Here is a 13,117-nt window from a genome sequence, read left to right as displayed (position 1 = left end):
CTCTTCAGCGCCGATGGTAGTTGGGGGTTTCCCCCTGTGAGAGTAGGACGCCGCCAAGCCATTTCAAAAGATCAGCCATCCGGCTGGTCTTTTTTCTTCGTTTCGAACCAGATCAATACAACAAATGGATGTTGAAAGAATCAAAGGTGGAACCTTCCGGACTGGATCCATTCAAATATTAGGAATGGCACCTTAGCTTGGCTTATTTTAAGGAATTGAACAATACAGGGGTAATCATCATTAGGCATGGTTTTCAACAGTTCTGCCCACCATTCTGTTTCATAACGAGCTATTATGCTAAGGTTATAAGAAATCAAATAATGAATCAAAAGTTCTGGTAATGAAAAAGCGGACGAATCTTTATTTATCGATAGCATGAACTGTCCTTCTGCTAAATTATACCGTATTGGGGAAGCTTCATTATGATTAGGGTCGCCATCTGTTTTTAAATGCAGTGTCCCAGGAGCTTCAGAAATACTGTAAACTTGATTCGTTTTAGCTTTCAAAAATCCCTCCAACCGACTGCTGGACATTTGATAGCTATCCAATATCGTTGAGGGTAATTGAAAACCATTCGAAGAAGGTAACATGGCGACGAAATTTTTCTTTGAAACCGACCATGTATAGCTTTGCATGTCTGGGATTTCCTTCATTAATGTTCCCATGGAAAACTTTTCACCTTCCAGATGCTTGATATGAAATAACTTCTCGGCAATGCAGGTGAAAAGTCCATTCTTTTGCGTTTTCACTTCGTCCTTTAAAAATTCATATTGTTGTTTTTTCTTTTTTCTCGTTGTTACCCCATGGGCAAGCATCGAAGTTGATTCCGGATAGTTAGGATCGATCGTGAGCAGACAAGCCTTTAACAATTGAGCAAATCCATAAAATGTAAGGATTGGTTGTATGGAAAGTGGTGCAATGGCAGCCTGATTATAATAAGTTTTAGCATGTTCAAGATGGTAAATAAATGGATAACAATTATCGTAACTTTTGATTTCCGCTTCCGCTATTTTTTCGTGCGTGTAACATTTTTGTAAAAAAGTTTGTGAGGAAGATGCGGAAAAAAAAGGTGTATATTTATCGAAATTATCATTGTTTTCAGGCATTGCAGCTATCCTCCGAATTAATAGAATAATCAAACTTTTATTTCTCTTCTTGACAGTAGTATGTCCTATTGATAACCTACAAATAATATTTTTAAGCAGGAGGGGAAAATAATGTGGGAAAATAAATTTGCAAAAGAAGGTTTAACCTTTGATGATGTCCTATTAATTCCAGCGAAATCAGAGGTTTTGCCGAAAGATGTTAACCTTCAAGTCAACTTAGCTGAAAACTTAAGGCTCAACCTTCCTATCATCAGCGCAGGAATGGATACCGTGACAGAAGCTGAGATGGCCATTGCCATGGCTCGTCAAGGCGGATTGGGTATCATTCATAAAAATATGTCCATTGAAGCACAAGCTGAACTGGTGGATAAAGTAAAACGTTCAGAAAGCGGTGTAATTACCGATCCATTTTTCTTAACGCCGGATCACCAAGTATTCGATGCAGAGCATTTAATGGGTAAATATCGAATTTCAGGTGTTCCTGTAGTCAATAATATAGAGGATCAAAAACTTGTGGGTATCATTACAAACCGTGATTTGCGATTTATTTCCGATTTTTCCTTGAAAATTTCCAGTGTCATGACTGTAGAGAATCTGGTCACAGCGCCAGTAGGAACTAACTTGGAACAAGCAGAGAAGATTCTTCAAAAATACAAAATTGAAAAGCTTCCCCTTGTGGACGATAATGGAGTTCTTAAAGGACTTATTACGATCAAGGATATCGAGAAAGTCATCGAGTTCCCGAATTCGGCGAAAGATAAGCAAGGAAGATTACTTGCAGGTGCTGCAGTCGGCGTGACCAAGGATACAATGAAGCGTGTCGAAATGCTGGTTAAGTCCCATGTTGATGCAATTGTACTTGATACTGCTCACGGTCATTCAGAAGGCGTCCTTGAAATGGTGAAGGAAATCCGCGGGACATATCCTGAATTGACGATCATTGCCGGTAATGTGGCAACAGCTGAAGGTACGAAAGCATTGATTGAAGCGGGAGCTGATGTAGTGAAAGTGGGAATCGGACCAGGATCAATCTGTACGACAAGGGTTGTAGCTGGTGTTGGTGTTCCGCAAATCACGGCAGTCTTCGATTGTGCGACAGAAGCGAGAAAACATGGTAAAACGATTATCGCTGATGGTGGAATCAAATACTCTGGTGATATCGTTAAAGCCCTAGCTGCAGGCGGACATGCAGTAATGCTTGGCAGTATGCTTGCCGGTGTAACTGAAAGCCCAGGCGAAACGGAAATTTTCCAAGGCCGCCGTTTTAAAGTGTATCGGGGTATGGGCTCTGTTGCTGCAATGGAAAAGGGATCTAAGGATCGTTACTTCCAAGAAGATAACAAGAAATTCGTTCCGGAGGGCATCGAAGGGCGTCTTCCATATAAAGGACCTCTATCAGATACCATTTTCCAGCTGATTGGCGGCATTCGTTCAGGTATGGGATATTGCGGTACAGCCACATTGGAAGAGTTGAGGGAAAACTCTCAATTCGTCAAAATGACTGGTGCTGGATTAAGGGAAAGCCATCCTCATGATGTCCAAATTACTAAAGAAGCACCGAACTACTCAATGTAATGAAATTAACATATAATCGTCATTAAAATTTATTGTTAAAATAGACAGAGTCTGCGATTACTCTGTCTATTTTTTTTATTTTTTCTGTGATAAACTATACAAGGTGTCAAGGGAATTACATAAAGTTTCTTCTTTGTTATAGAGATTAGCTTAAAAGTTGGAGGTATTGGAAATTGAAAAAAATCAGCAAGATGACCCTCATTTTCACTTTTGTTTTTGTTCTTGTTATGTCGCAATTTGCCTATCAACCGGGGGAAGCTGTTGCTGAATCTGATAATTTGGGTTTAAAAGCAGAGGCAGCCATCATCATTGATGGTGAAACAGGACAAATCGTGTATGAAAAAAATGCCGATAAAGTATTAGGGATTGCATCCATGTCTAAAATGATGACCGAGTACATCATAATGGAGTCAATTGAAAATGGGAAAATCAGTTGGGATCAAAAAGTAAAAATAAATAAATACGTACATGACCTTTCAAAAGCACCCAATTTGTCGAATGTTGGGTTAACGGAAGGTGAAGATTATACAGTTAAGGAACTATATCAAGCTATGGCCATCTATTCCGGAAATGCGGCAACAGTAGCTTTAGCACAGCTAGTTTCCGGAAGTGAAAAGAGCTTCGTTAAGTTAATGAACGAAAAAGCGAAGGAATTAGGCTTGAAAAACCATAAATTCGTTAATGCCAGCGGCTTGAATAACAGCGATTTATTAGGGCAGTTTCCTTCAGGTGATGAAGATGATGAAAATATCATGACAGCAAAAGATACTGCACTTCTTGCTTATCGTTTAATAAATGATTATCCGGAAGTGTTGAAAATCGCCAGCATTCCTAAATTGAAGTTCCGTGATGGAAAAGAGTATCCGAACTTCAACTGGATGCTGCCTGGCCTGATATTTGAATATAAAGGCGTAGATGGACTAAAAACGGGATCTACTGACTTTGCCGGATATGGACACACAGGGACGGTTATCCGGGACGGTCAGCGCTATATCACGGTGGTCATGAAGTCCACTAATAAAAACGAACGTTTTGCGGATAGCACTAAGCTTATGAACTATGCTTATGCAACCTTTAAAAAGGAAAAAGTCCTTCCTGCCAACTACCAGGTGAAAGGGAAAGAAACACTTTCAGTAGTGAAAGGCAAGGAAAAAAGCGTTAAGGTTCAATCTGAAAAAGCGATCGAGCTACTTGTTGAAAATGGTGAGAAAGACAACTATAAAACAGATTTAGTGATCGATAAAACCAAATTGAATGATGATGGTAAGCTGACTGCACCAATCAAAAAAGGCGAAAAGCTAGGTTACATCACAGTCACTCCTAAAAAAGGAGAAGCTTACGGGTACATCAATGGAAATCAGGGTAAGGTTAACGTCGTAGCTGCTGAATCTGTTGAAAAGGCAAACTGGTTCGTACTATCAATGCGAGCGGTTGGCGGATTCTTTGGTGACGTATGGAGCAGTGTAGCTTCCACAGTTAAAGGCTGGTTTTAAGTTTCACGTATAAAACGGTTGCGTAATGTATAAAATTATAGTACATTATGGAAAACAATCTGATTATAAGAAAGCAATGACAGGAAATAGTAACAAGTATTTCTTTCTATAGAGAGCCGATGGCTGGTGGAAATCGGTGTAAGAGTTTTGTGAATCCCTCCTGGAGCAGAGTATGGAAAGCCTTTTGGGTCAGTAAGTACTTTCGGTTAAAAGCCGTTATCGTGATAAGTGGTAGGCGTTTTTAGATAGGCCTTCAACTAGGGTGGCAACGCGGGTTAACTCTCGTCCCTTCTTTAGGGGACGGGAGTTTTTTGCGTTCTTTGATAAAATCAAAATATTAAGGAGGAACTGAAAAATGTTGGATTTGAAATATGTAAGAAATAATTTTGAAGAAGTGAAGCGTGTATTGCAATTTAGAGGAGAAGATTTGACCGATTTAGGTAAATTTGAGGAACTGGATGTAAAGCGTCGGGCTTTGATTGCTGATACGGAAAAGTTGAAAAGCCAAAGAAATGAAGTTTCACAGCAAGTGGCCGTATTGAAACGGGAAAAAAAAGATGCAGATCAGCTGATTGTCCAAATGCGTGAAGTTGGTGACCGTATCAAAGGGTTGGATGAAGAACTTCGTGAAGTGGAAGCCCAGTTAGAAACATTACTTCTTTCCATTCCGAACATTCCGCATGAAAGTGTGCCTGTTGGTGAGACGGAAGACGATAATGTAGAAATCCGTAAATGGGGAGAGTTACCGGAATTCAAGTTTGAACCGAAACCACACTGGGATGTAGCCGGAGATCTAGGCATCCTGGATTTTGAACGGGCAGCAAAAGTGACCGGAAGCCGATTTGTATTTTACAGGGGTCTTGGTGCTAGATTAGAACGTGCATTAATTAGCTTTATGTTAGATCTTCATGTGGAGGAACACGGATATGAAGAAATGCTGCCACCATATATGGTTAACCGTGCAAGCATGACTGGCACAGGTCAATTGCCAAAATTCGAAGAGGATGCTTTCCGTATCGAAAGTGATGATTACTTCTTGATTCCAACAGCTGAGGTCCCGGTTACAAACTTCCATCGTGATGAAATCATGAGCATGGATGATCTGCCGATAAGCTATGCGGCTTACAGCGCTTCATTCCGCTCAGAGGCAGGATCTGCAGGTCGTGATACCCGTGGGTTAATTCGGCAGCACCAGTTCAATAAAGTTGAACTAGTGAAGTTCGTGAGGCCGGAAGATTCTTATGCAGAATTGGAAAATCTCACAGGTCATGCAGAGAAGGTCCTTCAATTGCTAGGACTTCCATACCGAGTGCTGAGCATGTGTACGGGAGATCTTGGCTTCACTGCTGCTAAAAAGTATGATATCGAGGTTTGGATCCCGAGTTATGGAACGTACCGCGAAATTTCTTCTTGCAGTAACTTTGAAGCATTCCAGGCTAGACGGGCCAATATCCGCTTTAGACGTGATGCAAAAGGTAAACCGGAACACGTCCATACTCTAAATGGATCAGGTTTGGCAATCGGCCGTACAGTCGCAGCCCTTTTGGAAAATTATCAGCAGGAAGATGGCAGTGTTATCATTCCTGAAGTATTACGTCCATATATGCGCGGTGCGGAAGTCATTAAACCGTAAGACAAAAGGAATCAGCTTCTGATTACAGAGGCTGATTCTCCTTTTTATTAAAGTTTAAAAATTATTTCAAAAAACTTTATAGAGGGCTTGACTTTAATTTTAATTCCATGTAATATAATAAATGTTGATACGGAGGTATACCCAAGTCCGGCTGAAGGGATCGGTCTTGAAAACCGACAGGGGAGTCAAATCCCGCGGGGGTTCGAATCCCTCTACCTCCTCCATAACTTATTAATAACCACAGCGCATAAATTGGATATCGATGAATTCCGTTGCAGATATGTAACGGGATTTTTGTTTTCTAATATATTAAAAAACCACCGGATAACCGGTGGTTTTTCTTTTTATACATTTCGCAGCAACTTGGTTTGCTCCATATATTCGGCCATTCTTTTTATAAGAGGTTCGATGCTTGCTTCATCCTGCATAAGGTCATATTCGTTTATATTTAATCGTAGGACAGGGCAGGCGTTGAATTGATCAATCCATTCTTCATAACGGCCGTGCATTTCCCGCCAATATTCAATTGGGGTATGCTGTTCCATTGGACGGCCGCGTTCTTGGATCCTGTCGAGGATATCATCAAGCGAACCTTCGAGATAGATTAGTAAATCAGGATGCGGAAAGTATGGCGTCATTACCATGGCATTGAAAAGGCTTGTATACGTTTCGTAGTCCACATCATTCATTGTGCCTTTTTCATAATGCATTTTTGCAAATATCCCTGTGTCTTCATAAATGGAACGGTCTTGAATAAAACCGCCACCATATTCGAAGATTTTTTTTTGCTCTTTAAAACGTTCAGCGAGGAAATAGATTTGCAGGTGGAAACTCCAGCGATTAAAATCATCGTAAAACTTATCCAGGTAGGGGTTCGTATCAACCTTTTCAAAGGATGTCCTGAATTGAAGGGCATCGGCTAATGCATTGGTCATGGTCGATTTTCCTACGCCAACCGTCCCTGCTATCGTAATGACGGCGTTGTTTGGAATATTATATTTCTTTCGTAAGTTCATTTGACTTTACTCCTTTGTGCAGGGCATTCTCTATTTGGCTGATTATCGTTTTCAAATCATCCTTGTTCCCGACAAAATCCAGCTCATCTCCGTTGAATGTAAGAACTGGTATGTCAGGGTGCTGTTTCTCAAATGCTTCCATGAATGTTCGATAATCCGCGGATAACTGCTCTAAATAAATGGAAGATATATTTTTTTCGAATTCACGACCTCTTTTACCGATTCGGGAGAGAAGAGTATCAAGACTTGCGTTTAAATAAATCACCATATTAGGTTTAGGCATATCCCGTGTTAAAATATTGAATATTTCAAGGTATTTACTGTATTGTCCGTTCTTTAACGTTCGTTCAGCAAATATCAAGTTCTTGAATATATGGTAATCAGCCACCACGGCTTGGTCATTAGTAAGATACTTTTTTTCGATATCTTCCAATTGTTTATAACGGTTACACAGAAAAAACATTTCTGTTTGAAAGCTCCACTCATCAATATCTTTATAGAATTTCCCGAGAAATGGATTTTCATCAACAATTTCCTTCAATAATGAAATTTGAAAATGATCTGCGATAACTTTTGCAAGTGATGTTTTTCCCACGCCGATTGGACCTTCGACGGTGATAAATGGGGTGGATTTCATCCAATCTGTCCTCCTTCAATGAGGTATCAAGCAGAAATTCCCGGTTATTAGGTTTTTCGCCAAGAGATATTGTATCACAGACTTGGGACTTTAGTGACATTTTTGTCAGTTTGATAAAGAAAGAGAATGACAGAGTGTTATTGGGGGATGTATGTAGGGTGGATCGCTTGTTCGATTGAATGTTTAAATGTCTCCACTTTCTTTTATGGATGCCTTGAGGACATGGTTCATCATCTTTAATGCGTAATGATTATCTTCCTTTGATGCAGAAGCGATGCAATCCTCCGGAATCCATAACTTATATTCCCGCATATAGGCATCATTGGCCGTGAATAGGACGCATATGTTTCCAGCTATTCCGGTAATGATCAGTGTTTCCACGTTTAATCGTTTAAGCAGTGTATGGAGTGCCGTCCCATAGAACGCGGAATGCTTTGGCTTGATGAGAAAGAAATCGTCTTGTTGAGGTTTTATTTTTTCAATTAATGAGGCATTTCCTTCATTCTTACATCTAGCAATAATTTTATCGAAGTCAGCCTGCCATAAATCATAGTGATCGTTGATATAAATGATTGGAAAACCCTTTTCTTTCATTTGCGTTTTTAATTTTAAAATCGGATCGACGATAAGCTTCGTATGTGCAAGGAGCATATTCCCGTATTTGAAATCAAAATCATTTATCATATCAATGATAAGCAATGCAAAAGAAGGCGTTTCAGGTCGATTCATGGTATATCCTCCTGTATTGTGAGAATTTACTTGCAGCACGTATGCCGCATGCGTTACTATTCATTAGAATAAGTAGTATGACCTTTATTTTGTCTTATATTTGTCTGTTTACTCCTACTAAATATAAGGAGGTTTTTTTTTGAAGGATGATGTTTATTACATGAATTTAGCCTTAAAGGAAGCGAAAAAGGCGGAGATATTGAATGAAGTGCCGATTGGCGCTTTAATCGTGATAGATGATCAAGTTATTTCGACGGGGCATAACCTGAGGGAAACGGAACAGAATGCGACGGCACATGCGGAGCTGCTTGCGATCAATGAGGCTTGCAAGGAACTTGGCAGTTGGCGTCTTGAAGATGCGACATTATATGTAACGCTGGAGCCCTGTCCCATGTGTGCTGGTGCCATCTTGCAATCAAGAGTAAAAAGGGTTGTTTTTGGGGCCCATGATCCAAAGGCTGGCTGTGCAGGGACATTCATGGATTTACTCCAAGATGAACGCTTCAATCATCAATGTGATGTAACAAGCGGTGTATTAGGGGAAGAGTGCGGCTGGATATTGACTTCTTTTTTTAAAGAGCTTAGGGATAGAAAGAAAACGTTGAAAAGAGAACAGGCACTCAAAATTGCCGAGGAAAATAAATAGGTGAAAACGAATCTTGAAGATGAGGCTTTGCTTCATTTGATAAATTTGGAATCAAACTGTCCATGAACAACACTTGCGTTTTTTTTGTTACCTTAGTATAATGAATTATGCGTCGACATGACGCTATGAAATTGGTATTACTTTTGCCGTGCTAGACGGGGAGGTAGCGGTGCCCTGTACTCGCAATCCGCTCTAGCGAGGTTGAATCCCTTCTCGAGGTTAGCATTCTGTAGGGCCTGCCTTAAGTAAGTGGTGTTGACGCCCGGGTCCTGCGCAATGGGACTCCATGAACCATGTCAGGTCCGGAAGGAAGCAGCATTAAGTGGAAGTTCTCATGTGCCGCAGGGTTGCCTGGGCCGAGCTAACTGCTTAAGTAACGCTTATGGTTGCTAATCGACAGAAGGTGCACGGCAGTTATTTTACATAAACAAAAAACTCATTCGTATCGGGTGGGTTTTTTTTTATGCCAAGAAGGTAAAGTGCTTGGCATTTTTGAAAAAAATGAGGCAATGATAGAATTTCTTTTTAGGCTTTGATATTAAGGAAATCAGTAATGTATAATAAACAAGGTGGAGAAAAAAAGGAGGGATTTCCGTGGGGTACCAAGCATTATACCGGGTATGGCGGCCACAACAATTCATTGATGTAGTCGGGCAGGAACATGTAACGAAAACGTTGCAGAATGCCTTGGTCGGGCAGAAGGTTTCGCATGCCTACTTATTTTCCGGTCCGCGTGGAACAGGGAAAACGAGTGCTGCCAAAATTCTGGCAAAAGCAGTGAATTGTGAGCATGCCCCGACAAGTGAGCCCTGTAACGAATGTGCTACCTGCCGCGGAATCACCGATGGCTCCATATCAGATGTTATAGAAATTGATGCAGCATCCAATAATGGTGTCGAGGAAATCCGTGACATTCGTGATAAGGTCAAATATGCACCGAACGCGGTTACATATAAAGTTTATATCATTGATGAGGTACATATGCTATCACAAGGTGCTTTCAATGCACTTTTGAAGACATTGGAAGAACCCCCGAAGCACGTGATTTTTATATTGGCGACGACTGAACCTCATAAGATTCCGCTAACGATCATTTCCCGTTGCCAAAGGTTTGATTTTAAAAGGATCCAGCCTCAAGATATAGTTGGCAGGATGTCACAGATCATCGCAGAAACAGGTGTTTCATGTGATGAACAAGCCCTGCATATCATCGCGAGGGCAGCCGAAGGCGGGATGCGGGATGCACTAAGCCTTCTTGATCAAGCGATATCCTTCAGTTCAGAGACGGTTTCTGTGGAAGATGCATTGACTGTCACCGGTTCTGTTTCGCAGGCGTTTTTAAGCCGGCTGGCAAAAGCTATATATGATAAAGAAGTAGCGGTGGCACTTGAAGTCCTTGAAGAATTGCTGGCTATGGGAAAAGACCCGGCTCGGTTCATTGAAGACATGATTTATTATTTCCGTGACATGCTTTTGTTCCAAACGGCACCGGCACTGGCAGAATCCTTCGAGCGTGTATTGATAGATCCCCAATTTAAGGAATTGGCAGAAGTGATCTCTTCTGAATCGATTTACTCCATTATCGAAAGCTTCAATCAAACACAGCAGGATATGAAATGGACAAATCATCCAAGGATTTTCCTTGAAGTGGCACTTGTGAAGTTATGTAATGAGCAAAGGCCAAATCAAAATGATAACGGGCAGCTGCTGCAGCTGCAGCAGAAAATAGAAGATTTAGAGAAGAAATTGATTGAAATGCAGAAAAACGGCATTCCGGCAGCCATGACAGAAAAGCCTGCAGAGCAGGCTAAGGCGCAAAGGGCCGTTAAAAAGGCATATAAAGCACCTGCAGGAAAGATCAATCAAATTTTGAAACAAGCTACAAAGCCAGGTCTTAATGCTGTGAAAAGCAAGTGGGGGGAAGTGCTTGAGCAGTTAGGTCAGCAAAACCAAAAGTCATTGGCAGCTTTATTAACGGAGGCAGAACCTGTTGCTGCGTCAACTGAAGCTTTTGTGGTAAAATTCAAATATGATATTCATTGTCAAATGGCAATGGAAAATAACCGTTTCGTGGAAGTGATAGCCTCGATCATGCAGCAATTGACCGGACACCGGATGGAGATTGCTGGAGTTCCGGAAAGCCAGTGGCAAGGGTTGCGGGAGGACTTCATCTCAACACAGCAGTTCGACGGTCCCGAAGAAACGGAATCAAAAGAAGAAGACCCCTTTATAGCAGAGGCTAGGAAATTAGTCGGCGATGATTTACTTGAAATTAAAGAATAATTGGAGGTAAGAAAAATGGGTATGCGCGGCGGTAATATGCAGAACATGATGAAACAAATGCAAAAGATGCAAAAGAAGATGGCAGAGGCACAAGAAGAATTAGGTGAAAAAAAGGTTGAAGGTACTGCTGGCGGCGGAATGGTAACGGTCATCGTGACTGGACATAAAGAAATCGTCGATGTAATCATCAAACCGGAAGTTGTCGATCCGGATGATATCGATATGCTTCAGGATTTAGTTCTGGCTGCGACTAACGATGCTTTGAAAAAGGCGGAAGAACTGACAAACCAAACGATGGGACAATTCACTAAGGGAATGAACCTTCCGGGTATGTTTTAAGCAAGTTCAAAAGAAACTTCCTTTCAGGGGGTTTCTTTTGAAATTTTTAGGAGGAATTCGATGCATTATCCAGAACCAATTTCCAAGCTCATTGACAGTTTTATGAAATTGCCGGGGATTGGTCCTAAAACGGCTGCTCGATTAGCCTTTCATGTACTAAGCATGAAGGAAGATACTGTTTTGGATTTTGCAAAGGCACTTGTTAATGCTAAGCGGAATCTTATGTATTGCTCAGTCTGTGGTCATATTACAGATCAAGATCCCTGTTATATCTGCGAAGATCAAAAGAGGGACAGAAGTTTGATTTGTGTGGTTCAGGACCCTAAAGATGTAATAGCTATGGAAAAGATGAGAGAGTTCAATGGTTTATACCATGTACTGCATGGCAGTATTTCCCCGATGGACGGAATCGGTCCGGAAGATATAAATATTCCTGATTTATTAAAGCGCCTGCAAGATGAAACAGTGCTGGAGGTCATTTTGGCTACTAATCCTAACATTGAAGGTGAAGCGACAGCCATGTATATTTCGCGGTTGCTTAGACCATCAGGGATCAAAGTGACCCGAATTGCCCACGGACTTCCTGTCGGCGGAGATTTGGAGTATGCGGATGAAGTGACGCTATCAAAAGCAATTGAAGGAAGAAGAGAAATATAAGGTAGCTGGGAGGACTTCACTTGTTCTTTCGTAAAAAAAAGAAGCTTCGGAATGAATTCAATGATTCATTAATCGAAGAGCTTGAACAGTTGAAATGGAATTGGCATAATCAAAAATCATTACTTGAAAAAAGCGTTGATCCATCTGAGGAAGTAATCGCCCAAACGAGACTGGCGGAAGTGAAATATTTCTACTTATTCAGGGAAGTTAAAAGAAGGAATGTCCGCTTAAAAAGATGATAAGGAAATGGCTGTGAAGGATTTCGTATTCCTCATGGCCATTTTTTCAGTTCTTAATCCATCGTTCCCTTCATATAAGTGTAGTACAAGCTTGCGGGGAGGAATGAGTTTGGAACCAGTTGTCTTTGTTGCCGTAATTGGCGGCCTGATTTTAATGCTCCTTATTATCGGGGCGCCATTAAGACCCGTCCGGTTCATAGGGCAGGGGATTATAAAGATCATTATCGGTGCAGCATTTTTGTTCTTTTTGAATACACTTGGGAATCAAGCGGGCATTCATGTCCCCATCAACCCTGTTACCTCGGCAGTCGCCGGCCTGCTTGGAATACCGGGAGTTGCCGCTTTGGCAGCCATAGGTTATTGGATTATTTAAAGGGATTGCGTAGAAGTCATTCTTATGAAAACCTCATGGATATCTCCTTGGGGTTTTTATCATGTTGTAGTTTTTTTTAAAAAAAATAATTAAACCATTGACGATAACTCATCAACCTGATAATATATTAGGAGTCGCCAATAACGACATCATAAATTACTCAATCAAAAAACAATTTAAAAAAGTTGTTGACACTAGATTGGGTAAATGATAAGATAATAAAGTCGCTTACGAAGTAACGACGATAAATTGCTCTTTGAAAACTGAACAAAACAAAGCGCCAACGTTAAATTTTTAGTGAGCACACACTATCAAAAAAGCAAATGAGCAAGTCAAACATTTCTTCGGAGAGTTTGATCCTGGCTCAGGACGAACGCTGGCGGCGTGCCTA

The 13,117-nt window shown here is 41.0% G+C and carries 13 protein-coding genes, 1 tRNA gene, 1 other RNA gene and 1 other annotated feature; of the genes, 11 read left to right on the top strand and 4 right to left on the bottom strand.

What is annotated here, in order from left to right:
- Positions 1-140: 140 nt before the first annotated feature.
- A complete protein-coding gene (locus tag ACFVS1_RS26545) occupies positions 141-1,106 on the bottom strand; it encodes a YaaC family protein (protein ID WP_387552141.1) in 966 nt (321 codons plus the stop codon).
- A gap of 111 nt (positions 1,107-1,217) precedes the next feature.
- Here ACFVS1_RS26545 and guaB point away from each other — a divergent pair, with 111 nt between their 5' ends.
- From guaB to ACFVS1_RS26525, 4 genes are all read left to right on the top strand, one after another.
- Positions 1,218-2,681: an IMP dehydrogenase gene (gene guaB / locus ACFVS1_RS26540; protein WP_101226085.1), complete on the top strand. Its 1,464-nt coding sequence runs from the start codon at positions 1,218-1,220 to the stop codon at positions 2,679-2,681.
- A gap of 173 nt (positions 2,682-2,854) precedes the next feature.
- Complete coding sequence (locus ACFVS1_RS26535) at positions 2,855-4,174, top strand: D-alanyl-D-alanine carboxypeptidase family protein (RefSeq protein WP_387552136.1); 1,320 nt, start codon at positions 2,855-2,857, stop codon at positions 4,172-4,174.
- A gap of 67 nt (positions 4,175-4,241) precedes the next feature.
- Positions 4,242-4,467 (top strand) — a binding site (T-box leader).
- Between the two features lie 62 nt (positions 4,468-4,529).
- On the top strand, positions 4,530-5,807 hold the full coding sequence (gene serS / locus ACFVS1_RS26530) for a serine--tRNA ligase (protein WP_387552133.1): 1,278 nt from the start codon (positions 4,530-4,532) through the stop codon (positions 5,805-5,807).
- 131 nt (positions 5,808-5,938) lie between these two features.
- Positions 5,939-6,031: transfer RNA gene (locus ACFVS1_RS26525), tRNA-Ser, on the top strand.
- A gap of 120 nt (positions 6,032-6,151) precedes the next feature.
- Here the strand turns inward: ACFVS1_RS26525 and ACFVS1_RS26520 are convergent.
- The 3 genes from ACFVS1_RS26520 to ACFVS1_RS26510 all read right to left on the bottom strand — a co-directional run bounded on the left by ACFVS1_RS26520 (position 6,152) and on the right by ACFVS1_RS26510 (position 8,189).
- Positions 6,152-6,823: a deoxynucleoside kinase gene (locus ACFVS1_RS26520; RefSeq protein ID WP_352928063.1), complete on the bottom strand. Its 672-nt coding sequence runs from the start codon at positions 6,821-6,823 to the stop codon at positions 6,152-6,154.
- Positions 6,801-7,460: a deoxynucleoside kinase gene (locus ACFVS1_RS26515; protein WP_352928066.1), complete on the bottom strand. Its 660-nt coding sequence runs from the start codon at positions 7,458-7,460 to the stop codon at positions 6,801-6,803. Before ACFVS1_RS26515 ends, ACFVS1_RS26520 begins: the two co-directional genes overlap by 23 nt.
- A 183-nt stretch (positions 7,461-7,643) precedes the next feature.
- On the bottom strand, positions 7,644-8,189 hold the full coding sequence (locus ACFVS1_RS26510) for a cysteine hydrolase family protein (protein ID WP_352928068.1): 546 nt from the start codon (positions 8,187-8,189) through the stop codon (positions 7,644-7,646).
- 139 nt (positions 8,190-8,328) lie between these two features.
- Here ACFVS1_RS26510 and tadA point away from each other — a divergent pair, with 139 nt between their 5' ends.
- From tadA to ACFVS1_RS26475, 7 genes are all read left to right on the top strand, one after another.
- Entirely contained in the window at positions 8,329-8,835 is a 507-nt protein-coding gene (gene tadA, locus ACFVS1_RS26505; protein WP_352928071.1) for a tRNA adenosine(34) deaminase TadA, read from the top strand.
- 146 nt (positions 8,836-8,981) lie between these two features.
- An RNA gene (gene ffs / locus ACFVS1_RS26500) (signal recognition particle sRNA large type) lies at positions 8,982-9,246 on the top strand.
- Positions 9,247-9,429: 183 nt separating this feature from the next.
- Positions 9,430-11,118, top strand: coding sequence for a DNA polymerase III subunit gamma/tau (gene dnaX, locus ACFVS1_RS26495; RefSeq protein WP_352928074.1), 1,689 nt, complete (start codon positions 9,430-9,432; stop codon positions 11,116-11,118).
- A 21-nt stretch (positions 11,119-11,139) separates the two neighbouring features.
- On the top strand, positions 11,140-11,457 hold the full coding sequence (locus ACFVS1_RS26490) for a YbaB/EbfC family nucleoid-associated protein (RefSeq protein WP_101226088.1): 318 nt from the start codon (positions 11,140-11,142) through the stop codon (positions 11,455-11,457).
- Positions 11,458-11,517: 60 nt separating this feature from the next.
- On the top strand, positions 11,518-12,114 hold the full coding sequence (gene recR, locus ACFVS1_RS26485; protein WP_034316264.1) for a recombination mediator RecR: 597 nt from the start codon (positions 11,518-11,520) through the stop codon (positions 12,112-12,114).
- Positions 12,115-12,134: 20 nt separating this feature from the next.
- The gene (locus ACFVS1_RS26480) at positions 12,135-12,353 is read left to right on the top strand and encodes a YaaL family protein (RefSeq protein WP_034316261.1); all 219 of its coding nucleotides are present in this window, start codon (positions 12,135-12,137) and stop codon (positions 12,351-12,353) included.
- 103 nt (positions 12,354-12,456) lie between these two features.
- On the top strand, positions 12,457-12,726 hold the full coding sequence (locus ACFVS1_RS26475; RefSeq protein ID WP_387552124.1) for a pro-sigmaK processing inhibitor BofA family protein: 270 nt from the start codon (positions 12,457-12,459) through the stop codon (positions 12,724-12,726).
- The last annotated feature ends 391 nt before the right edge of the window (positions 12,727-13,117 follow it).

The organism is Peribacillus sp. NPDC058075, assembly GCF_042885195.1.
Classification (GTDB): Bacteria; Bacillota; Bacilli; order Bacillales; family DSM-1321; genus Peribacillus.
The sequence above is the reverse complement of the archived record's forward strand: the minus strand, read 5'-3'. Positions and strand labels throughout refer to the sequence as shown.